Origin of the sequence: Massilia sp. H6 (genome assembly GCF_024802625.1) — a bacterium.
Lineage (GTDB): Bacteria > Pseudomonadota > Gammaproteobacteria > Burkholderiales > Burkholderiaceae_D > Telluria.
In genome coordinates this window covers 2,642,220-2,658,005 of the sequence record NZ_CP103371.1, presented here as the reverse complement: position 1 = coordinate 2,658,005, position 15,786 = coordinate 2,642,220, and the positions used below count along the sequence as shown (strand labels likewise).

Annotated in this window: 13 protein-coding genes; 11 read left to right on the top strand and 2 right to left on the bottom strand. The window is 57.5% G+C overall.

Annotated elements, in window-relative coordinates; genetic code table 11:
- Window positions 1-808 precede the first annotated feature (808 nt).
- The 3 genes from NRS07_RS11830 to NRS07_RS11820 all read left to right on the top strand — a co-directional run bounded on the left by NRS07_RS11830 (window position 809) and on the right by NRS07_RS11820 (window position 5,308).
- Window positions 809-2,155 carry an IS4 family transposase gene (locus tag NRS07_RS11830; protein ID WP_259207102.1) on the top strand — a complete coding sequence of 449 codons (1,347 nt, stop codon included), beginning with the start codon at window positions 809-811 and terminating at the stop codon, window positions 2,153-2,155.
- A gap of 456 nt (window positions 2,156-2,611) precedes the next feature.
- Window positions 2,612-3,505, top strand: coding sequence for a phosphatidate cytidylyltransferase (locus tag NRS07_RS11825; protein WP_259207099.1), 894 nt, complete (start codon window positions 2,612-2,614; stop codon window positions 3,503-3,505).
- Window positions 3,506-3,514: 9 nt separating this feature from the next.
- The gene (locus NRS07_RS11820) at window positions 3,515-5,308 is read left to right on the top strand and encodes a bifunctional alpha/beta hydrolase/class I SAM-dependent methyltransferase (RefSeq protein ID WP_259207096.1); all 1,794 of its coding nucleotides are present in this window, start codon (window positions 3,515-3,517) and stop codon (window positions 5,306-5,308) included.
- On the opposite strand, the gene NRS07_RS11815 is transcribed toward NRS07_RS11820, so the two are convergent.
- Both NRS07_RS11815 and NRS07_RS11810 read right to left on the bottom strand, forming a co-directional pair.
- Window positions 5,259-5,876, bottom strand: a complete 618-nt coding sequence (locus tag NRS07_RS11815; RefSeq protein WP_259207094.1) for a CDP-alcohol phosphatidyltransferase family protein — start codon at window positions 5,874-5,876, stop codon at window positions 5,259-5,261. The two genes, NRS07_RS11820 and NRS07_RS11815, sit on opposite strands and share 50 nt — an antisense overlap.
- The gene (locus NRS07_RS11810) at window positions 5,852-7,090 is read right to left on the bottom strand and encodes a phosphatase PAP2/dual specificity phosphatase family protein (RefSeq protein ID WP_259207093.1); all 1,239 of its coding nucleotides are present in this window, start codon (window positions 7,088-7,090) and stop codon (window positions 5,852-5,854) included. The genes NRS07_RS11815 and NRS07_RS11810 overlap by 25 nt, the downstream gene beginning before the upstream one ends.
- Window positions 7,091-7,099: 9 nt before the next feature.
- On the opposite strand from NRS07_RS11810, the gene NRS07_RS11805 reads away from it, so the two are divergent.
- The 8 genes from NRS07_RS11805 to NRS07_RS11770 all read left to right on the top strand — a co-directional run bounded on the left by NRS07_RS11805 (window position 7,100) and on the right by NRS07_RS11770 (window position 15,687).
- Window positions 7,100-7,516 (top strand): patatin-like phospholipase family protein, encoded by a 417-nt coding sequence (locus NRS07_RS11805; protein ID WP_259207091.1) that lies wholly within the window; start codon window positions 7,100-7,102, stop codon window positions 7,514-7,516.
- Between the two features lie 191 nt (window positions 7,517-7,707).
- Entirely contained in the window at window positions 7,708-8,148 is a 441-nt protein-coding gene (locus NRS07_RS11800) for a hypothetical protein (protein WP_259207090.1), read from the top strand.
- Between the two features lie 5 nt (window positions 8,149-8,153).
- Complete coding sequence (locus NRS07_RS11795; protein ID WP_259213193.1) at window positions 8,154-8,879, top strand: SDR family oxidoreductase; 726 nt, start codon at window positions 8,154-8,156, stop codon at window positions 8,877-8,879.
- Window positions 8,880-9,095: 216 nt separating this feature from the next.
- On the top strand, window positions 9,096-9,551 hold the full coding sequence (locus NRS07_RS11790) for a cupin domain-containing protein (RefSeq protein ID WP_259207088.1): 456 nt from the start codon (window positions 9,096-9,098) through the stop codon (window positions 9,549-9,551).
- 413 nt (window positions 9,552-9,964) lie between these two features.
- The gene (locus NRS07_RS11785; RefSeq protein ID WP_259207086.1) at window positions 9,965-11,545 is read left to right on the top strand and encodes an isocitrate lyase; all 1,581 of its coding nucleotides are present in this window, start codon (window positions 9,965-9,967) and stop codon (window positions 11,543-11,545) included.
- A gap of 273 nt (window positions 11,546-11,818) precedes the next feature.
- Window positions 11,819-14,023, top strand: coding sequence for an OsmC domain/YcaO domain-containing protein (locus NRS07_RS11780; protein WP_259207085.1), 2,205 nt, complete (start codon window positions 11,819-11,821; stop codon window positions 14,021-14,023).
- Between the two features lie 587 nt (window positions 14,024-14,610).
- Window positions 14,611-15,453: a hypothetical protein gene (locus tag NRS07_RS11775; protein ID WP_259207081.1), complete on the top strand. Its 843-nt coding sequence runs from the start codon at window positions 14,611-14,613 to the stop codon at window positions 15,451-15,453.
- Window positions 15,454-15,492: 39 nt separating this feature from the next.
- Window positions 15,493-15,687, top strand: coding sequence for a hypothetical protein (locus NRS07_RS11770; RefSeq protein WP_259207079.1), 195 nt, complete (start codon window positions 15,493-15,495; stop codon window positions 15,685-15,687).
- Window positions 15,688-15,786: the final 99 nt, after the last annotated feature.

The window sequence follows — 15,786 nt, the reverse complement described above, 5'->3', positions numbered from 1 at the left end:
AAGGAACTAGTACGAATCGATATACCAGATCTGCGTAGCCTCCACTTAAGAATGCCTTCAGGGTGGGAAGACGGAGCGAACGCGTTGTGGATACCGGTCGGTAAATTGCGTACTGGACAACTAGAAGCTGTGGTAGATTAAATTCCTAGGGCGAAATATCTTGGGGCCAGCATGGGACCCGAAAAAATAGCGGAAAAACGTTGGGCGTACACACTCTTTCGTTTAGAAGGTGGAGAGGTTGTACTAACGGTGCTATGTGGAGGCGCGGCGATGTACGAGTTGAACATACCGCAGGACAGCGAGACCGCAGCGAAGGCTATTGCAGATCAGAAATTCCTTGAAGAATATGCGAGTAGTGTTCGGAGTCATCCCGAGCATTTTGCCTCGCGAAGTATTCGTGTATAACGCATGGGATTAACGCCCAGATCGACAGTCTAAACCGCCCCGGCTGTTGTGGAGGCCGGTGTGTTTTGGCCCCGCCAGCAGCGTTTCGTTCGCGGTACCATGAACGTAGGGTCAACGGCGGGGATTAGCGGTTACGGTAGCGGTAAAATCGAGGTAATGCCCGTTGCTGCCGGGTTAAGGAACGATGACTTTGGCATGGTATCCTGCGTGGTATTGGGCTAGAAGTCCCATTAAAATTCTAAGTAAATTCATATGCTTACCTCAGCCATTGATGATCGAGTGGGAATAATTCACAGCTCGGCACTTTAATGCACCTCGTTATACACAACTCCGCCACTGAGCTCGCGTAGCCCTTGTAAACGTTGCTGAAATCGCGTTTACTCTCGTCTTTTGGGTGGCGCGCGTGGCAAGCGGATCGACGTGGAGTGAACAGGAATTCCGACAACTCGACCTGGGCGACGCGCGCCTGAACCGGCGAGCGAGGATATTGATGGAAACGATGGCGGCGACACCGACGGCGAGCGTGCCAAAGGCGTGTAATGGCTGGGGCGAGACAGTGGCTGCGTACCGTTTTTTCGACAATGCCAGCGTTGACTGGCAGGCGATCCTGGAGCCGCACTGGCAGCAAACAGAACAGAGAATGGCCGACCAGTCGGTCGTGCTGTGCCTGCAGGACACGACCGAGCTGGACTTCAACGGACAGCAAGCGCAAGGACTGGGACCGCTCAGCTACGAAGCGCAGCGCGGCATGTACGTCCACCCAACCTACGCGGTAACGACGGCACGCGAGCCGCTGGGCATTCTGGACGTGTGGATGTGGGCGCGCGAGCTTCGCGACGCCAACGGACAGCGCGGCGGGCCGAAGGAAAGCCTGCGCTGGATCGAAGGCTACGAGCGGCTGGCGGAGCTGGCGCCGCGCTTGCCTGCCACACGCTTGGTCTACGTCGCCGACCGCGAGGCCGACATGCTGCCCCTGATGGTACGGGCGCAGCAGCTCGATTGTCCCGTCGACTGGCTGGTGCGCGCCGCACACAACCGCTGTCTGCCCAACAGCGACAAGCTGTGGCCGCATACCACTGAAGGTGCGCCGCTGGGTGAAATCGAATTCGCGCTGGCCGCGCGGCCAGGCATCAAGGCGCGCCTCGTGCGCCAGCAGCTCTGGGCACGCCGCGTCGAACTGAACGCGGGCAAGGGCAAGGTGGTGACGGTCACCTGCATTGTGGCGCGTGAAGTTGGCGCTCCGGCCGGCGCCAAGCCGATCGAGTGGCGCCTGCTGACCAACCGAGAGGCGGCCACGACCGAAGCGGTGACCGAGCTCATTGACTGGTATCGCGCCCGCTGGGAAATTGAGATGCTGTTCAATGTGCTCAAGAACGGCTGCAAGGTCGAGGAGTTGCAGTTGGGTACGATCGATCGCATCGAGCGCGCCCTGGCGCTGTATCTGGTGGTGGCCTGGCGCATTGCCCATCTGATGCGGATGGGGCGCACCTGCCCCGATCTGGACGCCAAACTGTTCTTCGACCCCGATGAAATTCAGGCCGCTTATCTGCTCAACAAACAATTGGCACCTCCTGCCCCGAGGCTCAATGACGTGCTGCGCATGGTCGCCCGTGCCGGCGGTTTCCTGGCCCGAAAAAGCGATGGCGAGCCTGGCGCCAAGACGATTTGGGAAGGACTGCGCGATGTCCGATCTTCGGCTCACACCATCAAAACGCTACGCGAAATGGGAATGTTGTCGAGTTGTGTATAACGAGGTGACTTTAATGGTGCAAAGTTTTATGAGCCCCTGATTTCAGGGGCTTTTTTCATATGTGCTCAGCAAGATTGCAATTGCCGGGGGGGAAGTCCCGTCGCGAGCCAACCCAACGAACTAGGCGGAGCACAACTTTGGAAGGGTGACTGCGGAAGAGAGGCGTCCGCTCGCCGTCCTTAACAGGGTAGTTGAAAGGGTTTTGTGCTCACTGCTGAAACTTGTGGCAGCACGATACGATAACCTGCTCGCATGTGGGGAAAGCGGGACATCCCGGCAGGCTTTCGATTTTTTGATTGCGTCCTCGGTCGTCCGCTGTTGTCCCTTCGCGACAAGCATCGCCTGAACTCTACCTTGATGGGATATTCGTCCTTCGTTTTGAGTTTGCGCAATTAACAGAAGTCAAACTTCAGGCTCTATAGTTACTCTTCAACAAGTTTCATCACATGTGGTCCGATGTTCCCATTCTTCGTCACAGGACTTCAAGTCGCTACTGCCATGTTGGCACTTTATGCCCTTCTGGGGGCGACATCGCTGTGGGTGAAGCTTGCCGCACGGAGAAAAGCGAGGGGGATGCTCAATCATCAGGTCAACGCCTGGTGGCGCATTTTTCCGGTTGTGAGTCTGGCCCTGCTAGCCTATCCAACAGGCATGCTGGCGCTGGCCGGTCTTGTTTTTTCTCTCGCGTGCATCGAACTCGAATCCCACTACGGGGGGCGACGCGCGCGTTTCTGGATAGGCACATGCACGATCGGTTTCGGAATTTCATGGTTGGGCTCGCAACATCCCGAGTTCGCTCCTCCTCTGATCGCAGTCGCGATTGCGATCCAAGCGTGTCATTGCTGGTATCAGCCAAAATCGAGCCAGATAGTCTGGCTGCTGATCCTGATGACGGCCGGTGCAATGTACGTTTTGACTGTGTTCTGCGCCTTGCCTTTCGGATCGCGCCAAAATCTCGCATGGATTTTTTATCTCTTCATTATGACAGCGCTAAATGATATCGGTCAGTTTGTCGCTGGCACGCTTTTTGGCCAGCATAAGATTGCCCAAAATGTTAGCCCCAATAAAACGTGGGAAGGTCTTGCGGGCGGAATTTTTACGTCGCAATTCGTCAGTGCTGTATTGGGGGCCTACCTGTCGCTGGCCGGCTTTCTCGTGCTGGCCATATATGCCTTGGTGTTGTCAATTGCAGGGTTCACAGGAGACTTCATTTTTTCCGCCGCGAAGCGTTATCTTTCTATTAAAGATTTCTCTACGCTAATTCCCGGACATGGCGGCATCCTCGATCGCGTAGACAGCCTGGTTCTCACTGCGCCTGTACTTTACTGCTTGCTTCGCATCGCCGAATAAGGGGAGTTCATGGAAATCGAGCGTCAGATTACCTGGGTCGCCGTAGAGTCTGGCTTTGATGCCCGCGACGGCACTCGCCTGTTCTACCGTGCCTGGCGACCGCGCTCCGTTGCGGCCGGCCGACCGGCGCGTGCCTTGATTTTCCTGCACCGGGGTCACGAGCATTCTGGCCGTATCGCTAAGTTGGTCGAACGTTTCGGTCTACTACAGGATTGGGCATTCGCTTACGACAACCGCGGCCATGGTTATTCGCCGGGGGAACGCGGTGACGCTCCCGATTTTGCTACCCTAGTAAGAGATCTAGATACCTTCGTCCGGCACGTCGAGTCCCGCTACGGCATCGCGACTGAAAACATGATCGTGGTTGCAAACAGCGTCGGCGCAGTGGTGGCCGCCACTTGGGTACACGATTACGCACCGCGAATCCGTGGTTTGGTGATGGCAGCAGCGGCATTCAGCATCAAACTCTACGTGCCGTTCGCCAAATCCGCACTTCGTTTTGCGAGGTGCTTTAAACCCGATCTGTTCGTGACCAGTTACATTCGTCCGGGGATGCTCACCCATTGCGACGAAGAAGCGCAGGCCTACGCTGCCGATCCCCTGATTGCGAAGTCGATCTCAGCGAAGATCCTTCTAGAACTTGCAGACGTAGGGCAGCGCATCATTGAAAACGCATCCGCTATCAGCGTGCCTGTGCTGATGCTGGTCGCGGAGAAGGATTACGTTGTCTCTGAAACCCCGCAGCGCCGCTTTTTCGATAGGTTAGGAACCCACCTGAAGCGTTACGTCAAGCTGACCGGCTGTTACCACGCGGTGTTCTACGAACGGGATACTTCGACCGCGATCCAGGCAAGCTTGGACTTCATCGAGGCGTGCTTCGCAACGCCGCTCCTGATGCCGAAGTTCTATGCCGACGCGCACCGGTCCGGGCCGGCGGCAAGGGCGTACGCCGCGTTGGAACGTGGCGAGAGTGTTAGTTCCACTGCACGTGCGTGGTTCGGCGTTCAGCGGCGCCTCCTTTGCGCGCTTGGGCCACTCAGTAATGGCATGCATATCGGCATGACGCATGGTTTTGACTCGGGTGAATCACTCGACTACGTATATCGCAACCAGGCCGGAGGGAAGCTGGGAATCGGAAAGCTGTTGGATCGCGCTTACCTTGACGCCGTCGGGTGGCGAGGTGTCCGTGTAAGAAAGGCACAGTTGCAGCACATGCTGGCAGAGCGCATTGCGGCCCATCCGTGTAACGAGCCACTACGCATTCTCGACATTGCCGCAGGTTCCGCTCGATATGTATTGGAAACCGTGAAACGCTTCCAAGAGCATCGGATCAATGTGTCATTACGCGACTACATGCAACACAACGTTGATAATGGGCGTCGTCTGGCTGCAGATTTGCAGTTGCAGGCTTGCGTGGCCGTCTCACTGGCTGACGCTTTTGACGGCTGCAGTTACCAAGGGCAGGAAAATTGTTATGACATCGCCATCGTGTCCGGCCTTTACGAACTGTTCAGCGACAACGACAAAGTTAGCGGGTCACTGCGGTCTGTGGTGCGCAGCCTGCGACCGGGCGGCTACCTTATTTACACAGCTCAGCCATGGCACCCGCAGCTGAACATGATTGCTTACACGTTGACTAATCACTGTGGCGTACTATGGAAGATGCGACCGCGCCCCCAAGCGGAAATGGACGCGCTAGTCACCTTGGCCGGGGCGCGCAAGCTCGATACGGCGATAGGCGTGAAAGGAATCTTTACCGTGTCATTGGCGCGCAAAGACGCAGCGCCTGACGCAGTCGGTTAAACACAGTCAGTAGGGACAGCAGCAACATTAGTACTAGCATGCCGTTTTTCCAGGCCGCTGCGGCGCCGGATGCTGTAAGCAAGGCGAGCAGCCCGAATGCGAACGCCCGGTCACTCTTGCCCATCGGCCCATCGAAGCGGCGCGGTACACCGATAGACTGTGTCAGCACACCAGCAAACTCCGCGAGCAGTCCCGCGAAAACTACGATCACTGCCAGTAGAGCCGACGTCCCTGTAGCTAGAGCGAAAGGCAGGTACAGGGCCGCATCGGAAACCTGATCGCAGAATTCGTTGAGCAGCGCGCCAATCGGCGTCGTGTTATCGGTCGCATTTGCCAGCATTCCATCGACCGCATTGAGCGCCATCCGCGCAAGCAAAACGAGCGGCATGCAATACCAAAGCACCACGCTATCAGTCCATGTGATCAACGCCGTACCATAGGCGACGGACAATGCCATCGCACCGAGCGTAACCTGGTTTGGTGTGATGCCAGTGAGCGCGAGCGCGGTCATTGACGGACGCAACAGTTCTTGGAAGTGCGGTTTCAGCTGGTAGATTGAGTAGGACATTGACGACCCTTCCGATGATAGAGGCGGGCGATCAGGCGGCATCGGCTGTAGCCCATCGCACAATGAACATAGACGGGAGCACCATTCTCATGCAGTTGAGCAAGCGTCGCCATTACTTTGCGCAACTGTTGTGGACTCGGCGCCTGCAAGTCCAACAGCGGAATATGGTGGTAACGCTCTCCGCACAGCGTTGCGGTCTCGGACAGCTCTGTACACAAATCAATGACATGGCATTCCGCCGGAAGGAGCTTGGCCTCGGCGCTTGTCAGTCGTCTACCGATCCACAATCCGGGCCCGGACTTTGTGAACGATGGGCGCCTGCGTTCCCGAAGCCGCACCAGTATCCAGGTCAGCCGGTATCCGGCGAGATAAGGCCAGAACATCAACCATCGAAGCAGTGGATGGCGTCCAGCATGCTTGAGCAGGAAGTCGGCATTCCTGGCACGGTACGCGGCAGCGACCAGCAGCATGCTGGCGGCCGCGTAGGCCGCAACCCAGCTATGTTGGGTTGCAAAGCCGGCCAGCAGCAGCATGCCTGCGAGAATTGCGTAGTAAAAACTGACGGTACTGCGACACGTCGCACCGGGACGGACCGCGTAAATCACGAAACTGCCCAGCAGCAGGCCGCCCGCGACGTCCAGCAAGTGATGCTGCCAAGTGAAAATCGTGCTTGCTCCGACCAACCACAGCCACGCTGCAAGCAGTGTCCGCATCAGGCCCTTGCTTAACGGACGCAGTGCAAACCAAAAGATCAGGCAATACGCCACGTGCAGCGAAGGGAATTGGTTGTACGGCTGGTCGACCAGGTCGAGCAACCGGAACAGGGCAGCTGGCACGGTATTGGTTTCTGGGGGGCGTAACAGTGAAAAACGAGCTGGTGCCACGACGAACACCAGGCAACCAGCAACGGTGGCCATTAGCAAGCGTCGGCTCGCGACGCGCAGCTGTTCCTGCGTGTGAACCAAGAAAAATACCAGCGCGAAGAATATGCTCGACGTAAGGTAGGGGAGGATCATCCACGGCACAAACGGGATCGCAGCGTCAATCGGAAGTGCCAAGCTGCGCCTTACTTGCTGTTGTTGCGCGAGCAGATTGCCGAGTGGATAGCAAAGGCTGAACGCAAGCCAGTTAAGTATCAGGTGCCCAGAGCGTCTGCGTGTGGACACTTTTGCCACCAGTGGATGCGATCGTTGTACTGTTGGTTGCTCATACATCGGGACATTATGCAGAAAATAGAAAATACTGAGAAGTATCAGCGCTGCCTTGTCCTGCCAGGCGGTGGCTTTCGCTTTGGCTATTATCTCGGCGTATATGCCGCAGCCGTGGACAGCGGCCAGTTGCCCGATATTCTATTGGCGAGTTGCGGCGGCGCGATTGCTGCGGCCGTGATTGCAGGGCTTCCCAATACGCAGGAGCGCTTGGAATGGCTAACATCGCGCTACATGTATTCTTTTCTTCGCGAAATCCAGCCGACGGACCGTGCAACCCCCGTTCGAGTCTTGGGCGGCGTGATCGTGCGCTGGCTGGACCGAGCGATGGCGTCCCGTGTAGTGGACTTGTTCCACGATTATTTTTTAGTCTGCCAGCCATCCCGGCCTTGCCAGCGGCGGCGCCGGCCTGCGGGCCCGCAGTTGCCATAGTGGGAACCAAACTACTGTACCGTCCCAGCGACTCAGGAACGAAGCGCGGCGACCGCCAGCTTTTCGCACAGGTTGTCTTTTGCCCGGGGCGCGCGGCAGCATTGTTGCATGGGTCTGCCGCGCCAGCCGCAGACCCGCGATGGAGCGGCGGGGCTATTGCACCGACTCTCGAGTTGCAATGCGACATGCCCATGGCCGAAGCGGTCCGGATTTCAGTGGCCGATATGGTCTATTTCCGCAATCACGTTTGGGCCGCACAGCATTACACCGGCGGCGTAATCGATTTGTTTCCTATTGAATTGGCGCATCGGCTCGCGCACATGGTGATCATGGAGCGAAAGGCGCCCTTCAACCCATGGCTTGCCTTACCGGCACTCCGTTCAGTGCTCGGTATCGACGGCGCTGCGCGGCTACGTCATGTTCATTCTCAGCATGCCGATATATGGGTCGATACGCGTGACGCGACGCGCGAACTTCGCGACCATAGTATCTGCAAGAAAATTGACTGGCATCGGAACCGCGTCTGCCTGATGGTGCCAGACGATTACGCTGTCTACGCAGCTCATGTCCGCGCTCAATGGGACTATGGATACCGCAAGGGAATGGCTGCGTTCGCCGGAGCGCAATCGTGAGGATCATGATCATCGGGGGTACCAGCGGTATCGGCCTGGCGCTTGCCAGGCATTACGCAGAGCAGGGAGCTGAACTAGCGCTATGCAGCCGCGACATTACACGGATTGACGACCACGAGCTTCGCACGGATCCCCATGTACAAACTTTTCAGTTCGACATTGCGGACCGTGCCGCCTTGATTCGAGCGCTTCACGATTTCGGCAAAGGCGGACTGGACATGCTCATCGTTACTGCGGGCCAGTATGCCGATGCCAACGATCTTGCCTCCGAGTCGGGTCTGGGCCTTCAAGTAGTGCAGACGAATATCGTAGGCCTCGTCCAGGCGTTCGAGACCGCTGCCGAATTGATGCAGCGGCAAGGGCATGGTCATCTGGTTGCGGTTGCTTCTGTCGCCGGCTTGCTCGAGGAATACCCCGGAGGTTCCCTATACAGCGCCAGCAAGCGCGCAGCAATCGGGATCTGCGACGCCTATCGCAAAGCGTTAAGGCCCTACGGGATAGCAGTGACAACGATTTTGCCGGGATATGTCGACACCGCCGGACTTCGCAAACTTAATCACGGAAACGCGCGCGCTAAGCCGTTCTTGCGCTCCGAACCCGATGCGGTGAGGCGAATAGTTCACGCTATCGAGCAGCGCGCCGAAAGGTGTATCTTTCCTTGGCAACTGCATATGATGGTACGTCTGTTTAACAGCTTACCGTCCAGTTTGCAGCGGCTTCGCCGAAAGTAGTCACGCAATACCAGCTGGCCCCTTCGTTCGAAACTCCACTCGTATGGCAACGATCCTAGGGAGGTAGGAGCCATTCATTGCAGACTGGGGAGGTGTATTGTCAGGGTCAGAACGCTTACATTCCCGACGTATTGGCCTATCCTTCAGTATCTAGCTCAGTCCGACTCCTGATGACGTCCCGCCATGCGAAGGTTTTCTTTCAAGGAGGAATTCAACATGAATACCCGTGCGCGCATGTCCCGTTCGCTGCAATTGCTCCTGCTGCTCTTCACAAGTTCAACCGCGCTGGCCCAGGAGCAGGCCTCGGTTGTTCGTGTAAACGATGCCGGTATTGAATGGGGTGCCTGTCCCGCGCCTTTGCCGCAGGGCTGTGCCTTGGCTGTCTTGCATGGTGACCCGGCCAAGCCCAATGCCGATGTCTTCCTCAGAATCCCGGGCCGCTCCAGGATACCGCTGCATACCCACACGTCGCCGGAACGCATGGTGCTCGTCGAAGGCAAGCTCAGTGTCACCTACGAGGGGCAGAAGATGGCAGTGCTGCTACCCGGATCCTATGCCTACGGGCCAGCAGGCAAGCCGCACTCTGCGGCGTGCATGAGCGACAAACCTTGTGTCCTGTTTATCGCGTTCGAGTCGCCGGTTGACATCAAGGCAGTGCCCAAGCGGGAATGATGACGCGCGTCGCAGGGGCGCGTCGCAGGGGGAGTCGCAGGGCGCTTTCCAGGTTGCTGCCGACTGAACGTCCAGGTCGGCTGCACTGCGCTCCGGCGATCGTTCGGCGTGGATTCATCGATGTCGGGCACGCGAATGACCATTTCACCCATCCGCATGTAATTTCACATTGTGAAATAAAACTGCGGCGGTGCAGCATTCCTTGATCCCGCGGCACAGGATATTGTTTCACGATGCGATAAGAGGGTGCTAAGTGATTGATTCAAAATATAAAATATTTTTTCAAACTCTTATATAAGACAGAAGAGTGCGGGGTCAGTTAGGGGTATGATGTTCTCAAGCGATACCAGTTTGCCGCATGCGGCAAATGGCGAACGCAGCAGGTTTCGATTTATTTACTTCGGAGAGTCAACATGTCCCAATACCAGAACGATATCCAGTCCATCAGCGGCCTGAAGCAGCAGAACGGCCAGGGCTGGGATGCCATTAATCCCGAGTCCGCTGCCCGCATGCGCGCGCAAAACCGCTTCCAGACCGGCCTCGACATTGCCCGCTACACGGCTGGCATCATGCGCCGCGACATGGCCAACTACGACGCCGATCCGTCCAAGTACACCCAGTCGCTGGGATGCTGGCATGGCTTCATTGGCCAGCAAAAAATGATCTCGATTAAAAAGCACTTCAACAGCACCGATCGCCGCTACCTGTATCTGTCGGGCTGGATGATCGCCGCCCTGCGTTCGGAATTCGGTCCACTGCCAGACCAGTCGATGCACGAAAAGACCGCCGTGGCGGCCCTGATCAAGGAGCTGTACACCTTCCTGCGTCAGGCCGATGCGCGCGAACTCGGCGGCCTGTTCCGCCAGCTCGACAGTGCCGAAGGCGCCGAGCGTGCCGCGGTCCAGGACAAGATCGACAATTTCGTGACCCATGTGGTGCCGATCATCGCCGACATCGATGCCGGTTTCGGTAATGCCGAAGCGACCTACCTGATGGCCAAGCAAATGATCGAAGCCGGTGCCTGCTGCATCCAGATTGAAAACCAGGTGTCGGACGAGAAGCAGTGCGGCCACCAGGACGGCAAGGTCACGGTCCCGCATGAAGATTTCCTGGCCAAGATCCGGGCCGTGCGCTATGCCTTCCTTGAGCTGGGCGTGGATGACGGCATCATCGTGGCGCGCACCGACTCGCTCGGCGCCGGTCTGACCAAGCAAATTGCCTTTACCCGCGAACCGGGCGACCTGGGCGACCAGTACAACAGTTTCCTCGACGCCGACGAAGTCTCGCTCGACGCCATGGCCAACGGCGACGTGGTCATCAAGCGCGACGGCAAACTGTTGCGCCCCAAGCGCCTGCCGAGCAACCTGTTCCAGTTCCGTGAAGGCACGGGCGAAGCGCGCTGCGTGCTCGACTGCATCACCTCGCTGCAGAACGGCGCAGACTTGCTGTGGATCGAAACCGAGAAGCCGCATATCGCCCAGATCGGCGGCATGGTGCAGGAAATCCGCAAGGTCATCCCGAACGCCAAGCTGGTCTACAACAACAGCCCGTCATTCAACTGGACCCTGAACTTCCGCCAGCAGGTCTACGACGCCATGAAGGCCAAGGGCGCCGATGTGTCGGCTTACGAGCGCGCACAACTGATGAGTGCCGAATACGACGAGACCGAACTGGCACGTGAAGCCGACGAGCGCATCCGCACCTTCCAGGCCGACGCCGCGCGTGAGGCGGGCATCTTCCACCACCTGATCACGCTGCCGACCTACCATACCGCGGCACTGTCGACGGACAACCTGGCCAAGGAGTACTTTGGCGAGCAGGGCATGCTGGGCTACGTGGCCGGCGTGCAGCGCAAGGAAATCCGCCAGGGCATCGCCTGCGTCAAGCACCAGAACATGTCGGGTTCCGACCTGGGCGACGATCACAAAGAGTACTTCAGCGGCGACGCCGCCTTGAAGGCCTCCGGCAAGCACAACACCATGAATCAGTTCTGATTCAAGCCGCCGCCCGCACCCGCCAGCGTGGATCAATTGGTACACGCTCAAGCGGGTCGGGCCAGTGGCGCAATGCCATGGTCAAGCCCTGCACCAGCGACGCGGTCCATGCCGTCCATGGTAAAATAAGCGCATTCGCATTCCCCGTAGAGCTCAAGCTCAGCAGTCATACCCAGCCCTGTTCAGGGCTGTATTTTTTTGGACCGATGTTCCTTCGCCGCACATGCCGGATAATCGGCGCACACCCCTTCAGCACCAATTTGGAATTTTATTATGGAAATTAAAGTCAATTTTCTGGACAAGCTGCGCCTTGAAGCCAAGTTCGACGATTTCACGGTGATCGCCGACCAGCCGATCCGCTACAAGGGAGATGGCTCGGCGCCTGGTCCTTTCGACTATTTCCTGGCCTCGTCGGCATTGTGCGCCGCCTATTTCGTCAAGCTTTACTGCGATACCCGCAATATCCCCACCGAGAATATCCGCCTGTCGCAGAATAATATCGTCGACCCGGAAAACCGTTACCAGCAGATCTTCAAGATTCAGGTCGAGCTGCCGGCCGATATCTCGGACAAGGACCGCCAGGGTATCCTGCGCTCGATCGAGCGCTGCACGGTCAAGAAGGTTGTGCAGGCAGGGCCCGAGTTCGTGATCGAGGAAGTCGCCAACCTGGATGCGGATGCCCAGGCGTTGCTGACCATGCAGCCGAATGCGGACTCGAGCACGTATATCGTCGGCAAGGATTTGCCGCTGGAGCAGACCATCGCCAACATGTCGGGCAAGCTCGCCAGCCTCGGGATCAAGATCGAGATCGCGTCGTGGCGCAATATCGTGCCAAATGTCTGGTCGCTGCACATTCGCGACGCGCATTCGCCGATGTGCTTTACCAATGGCAAGGGTGCCACCAAGGAAAGCGCGCTGGCCTCGGCCCTGGGCGAGTATATCGAACGCCTGAACTGCAATCACTTCTACGCCGGCGCGTTCTGGGGCGAGGATATCGCCAGGGCCGATTTCGTTCATTACCCGAACGAACGCTGGTTCAAGCCAGGCAAGAACGACGCGCTGCCCGCCGGAATCCTCGACGACTATTCTCGTGACGTCTACGATCCCGATGGTGAATTGCGCGGCTCGCATTTGGTCGACACCAATTCGGGCAATGCCGAGCGCGGTATCGTGGCGCTGCCTTTCGTGCGCCAGTCCGACGGCCAGACCGTGTATTTTCCGTCCAACCTGGTCGAAAACCTTTATGCCAGCAACGGCATGAGCGCCGGAAACACGCTGGCTGAGGCGCAGGTGCAATGCCTGTCTGAGATTTTCGAGCGCGCGGTCAAGCGCGAAATCATCGAGAGCGAAATGGCCTTGCCAGACGTTCCGGTCGAGGTGCTGGCAAAATACCCGGGCATCCTGGCCGGCATCGCGGCGCTGGAAGAGCAGGGCTTCCCGGTGCTGGTCAAGGACGCCTCGCTCGGGGGCACTTATCCGGTCATGTGCGTGACCTTGATGAACCCGAAAACGGGCGGTGTCTTCGCTTCTTTCGGTGCGCACCCGAGCTTCGAGGTGGCACTGGAACGCAGCCTGACCGAACTGCTGCAGGGGCGCAGTTTCGAGGGACTGAACGACTTGCCGCAGCCGACTTTTGCCAGCCACGCGGTGACCGAGCCAAATAACTTCGTCGAGCATTTCATCGATTCGAGCGGTGTGGTGTCATGGCGCTTTTTCAGCGCAAAAGCCGATACCGATTTTGTCGAGTGGGATTTCACGGAGCAGGGCGAACATGCCAATGCCGCGGAAGCCGCGACCCTGCTTGGGATCCTCGAGCAAATGGGCAAGGAGGTCTACATCGCCGTGTACGAACAGCTGGGCACCGTGGCCTGCCGCATCCTGGTGCCCGGTTACTCGGAAGTCTATCCCGTCGAAGACCTGGTCTGGGACAACACCAACAAGTCGCTGCTGTTCCGCGAAGATATCCTGAACCTGCATCGTCTGGACGACGCCGCGCTGGAGGCGCTGCTCGAGCGTCTGGATAACAATGAACTGGACGAGTACTCCGACATCGCCACCCTGATCGGCATCGAGTTCGACGAAAATACCGAGTGGGGCCAGCTCACGGTACTCGAGTTGAAGCTCCTGGTTCACCTCGCCCTGCAGCAATTTGAAGAAGCCCATGAACAGGTCGGCGCCTTCCTGCAATACAACGACAATTCGGTCGAACGGCGCCTGTTTTACCAGGCCCTGAATGTCGTGCTGGAAGTGACGCTCGACGACGAGCTGGAACTCGACGACTACGTGGTCAATTTCCGCCGCATGTATGGCGATGCGCGAATGGATGCGGCACTCGGTTCGATCGACGGCAGCGTGCGGTTCTTCGGCTTGAGCCCGACCAGCATGCAACTCGAGGGTCTGGAGCGCCATCATCGTTTGGTCGACAGCTACAAGAAACTGCACCGGGCGCGCGCCCAGGCCGCGCTCGCAGGCAGTTAAGGCCAGCCCAAAAAAACCAGCATGCGAAGCCCCTGATTTCAGGGGCTTTTTTTATTGGCAGTGCAAAGCCGAGGGGGCATCCCGCCAGCCGTGATCACACAATCGGTATCGAATTAAAACGTGTTTATCGCAGTGCATTCATTATTATTATGTCCATGTAAAATATCAGTTACTTTACACGTCATTTTACACGTTAAAAAATAGTTGCAATAATATGTTGACGCTATTTCTGAAAAGTTTAATATGTCGTCTCTGGCGCAATTATTTTCCAGTATGGAGAATTGATCGGGGGTCAGCTGGTTATCCGCGCGCGGGCGCAATTTATCCTGATTCTATCGCATGCGTGACGCGCGTAATTGCCTTTCCCCATCAGTATCGGATATTCGAAAGAATGCTTTATCTCGATAAATCCATGGGAAGCGATAAAAAGAAAGCCGTGATAAAAAATATCAGGTGGCGCGAATCATTTAATTTCTGGAATATGTCTGTCTGCGAGTATTTTCGATCGATTTCACATCGGTTGCATGGAAACTGCACCGTCATACCTACACCAATTGTCGTGGCTCGTTATGCGCAGGGAGAGTGAAATGCCGTCGTCGTATGAGTTAATCTTCCGCATCTCGTTTGGCCATGCGTTTTTTGCCGATGGCGTTTTGCGCGCCTTGCGCATTGTGCCGGTTCCGGCCTGCCACGACATGCTGCGCCGGGCTGGTTTGTTGTTGCGGGCGCAGCAAGACGGGATTGCCGCCTATGGCGACGAACAGGCAGTTAATCGCCTTAGGTTGCACATCGCCGAGTCCGGTGCACCGCTGCGGATGGCGTTCCAGGTGTTTTTTACTGACCCACACTTTTTCGAGTACACCGCGCCGCCCTGGCCGCGCGGAAAGCTGCTGTTTCTCGATACCGCCGATGCAGTTGCGGATGACGCTGGCCGCCAGCTGCTGCATGCCACCCCGTGCGTGCCGGCTTCGGCCTTCAAGGATCGCGACCACGCCGACTTCGAGCACATCCTTGGAAAAAGCTCGGTGGCGTGGGCACCGGTGCCAGCCATGGTATTGCAGGTCGCGGTGTCGTTTGGCTTGCTCGACGCTGCAGAGTCGAATCAGCGCCAGTTCCATGTCCACTTCGACGCTGCCAGCACGCACAGTAAAGAACGCTTGCAGGGGGTCGCCGAGGTGCAATCCGGTATTGTCGACCTGGCTGGCGAGGTAGAGTTCGACCACCATGCCGACGTGAATATTGCCGACGACCGGCGCGCTCATGTGTTCCTGTCTCGGCGCGTCGTTCCGATGCGAGAAGTGTCGCCGGCCCGTTTTCGATTGCGCACGGTGTTGCCGGCCAGTGAAGCAGGCGGGAATACAAGAATGCCTAATTCCGGCGCAGGCAAGGGCAGCCGCGATAACAGGGATGGAAACCACATTCCTTTCTAAAAATTGGTTATTCACCATACATCCATCGGAGCCGAGAACATGGTCAACCCACCTTCAGCCGTTTGCATCCATGAACAGGAAGAATTACCCGATTCGGTGGTGGAGAACGCGACTGCCGTTCCAGCTCGCGTCGGTGACACCATAGGGGCATTCGACAAGGGCGACTCGGTCAGGGACAGGCCATGGCGCCTCAACGCCATGACCGACTCGAATGCGTTTTCCGGCAAAGACTAAAGCAACGACCGCCTATCCTTTCCAAGTGCGCTTGAGGAATCGGAAGGTGGCGAGACCACGGGTTGGGTCTTGATCGACAGCGCTTGCGATCTGGTCCAC

Coding starts and splice junctions, on each gene's coding strand:
- NRS07_RS11825 (WP_259207099.1), top strand. CDS start 2,612: ATGTTCCCATTCTTCGTCACAGGACTTCAAGTCGCTACTGCCATGTTG.
- NRS07_RS11820 (WP_259207096.1), top strand. CDS start 3,515: ATGGAAATCGAGCGTCAGATTACCTGGGTCGCCGTAGAGTCTGGCTTT.
- NRS07_RS11815 (WP_259207094.1), bottom strand. CDS start 5,876: ATGTCCTACTCAATCTACCAGCTGAAACCGCACTTCCAAGAACTGTTG.
- NRS07_RS11810 (WP_259207093.1), bottom strand. CDS start 7,090: ATGTATGAGCAACCAACAGTACAACGATCGCATCCACTGGTGGCAAAA.
- NRS07_RS11805 (WP_259207091.1), top strand. CDS start 7,100: ATGCAGAAAATAGAAAATACTGAGAAGTATCAGCGCTGCCTTGTCCTG.
- NRS07_RS11800 (WP_259207090.1), top strand. CDS start 7,708: ATGGCCGAAGCGGTCCGGATTTCAGTGGCCGATATGGTCTATTTCCGC.
- NRS07_RS11795 (WP_259213193.1), top strand. CDS start 8,154: ATGATCATCGGGGGTACCAGCGGTATCGGCCTGGCGCTTGCCAGGCAT.
- NRS07_RS11790 (WP_259207088.1), top strand. CDS start 9,096: ATGAATACCCGTGCGCGCATGTCCCGTTCGCTGCAATTGCTCCTGCTG.
- NRS07_RS11785 (WP_259207086.1), top strand. CDS start 9,965: ATGTCCCAATACCAGAACGATATCCAGTCCATCAGCGGCCTGAAGCAG.
- NRS07_RS11780 (WP_259207085.1), top strand. CDS start 11,819: ATGGAAATTAAAGTCAATTTTCTGGACAAGCTGCGCCTTGAAGCCAAG.
- NRS07_RS11775 (WP_259207081.1), top strand. CDS start 14,611: ATGCCGTCGTCGTATGAGTTAATCTTCCGCATCTCGTTTGGCCATGCG.
- NRS07_RS11770 (WP_259207079.1), top strand. CDS start 15,493: ATGGTCAACCCACCTTCAGCCGTTTGCATCCATGAACAGGAAGAATTA.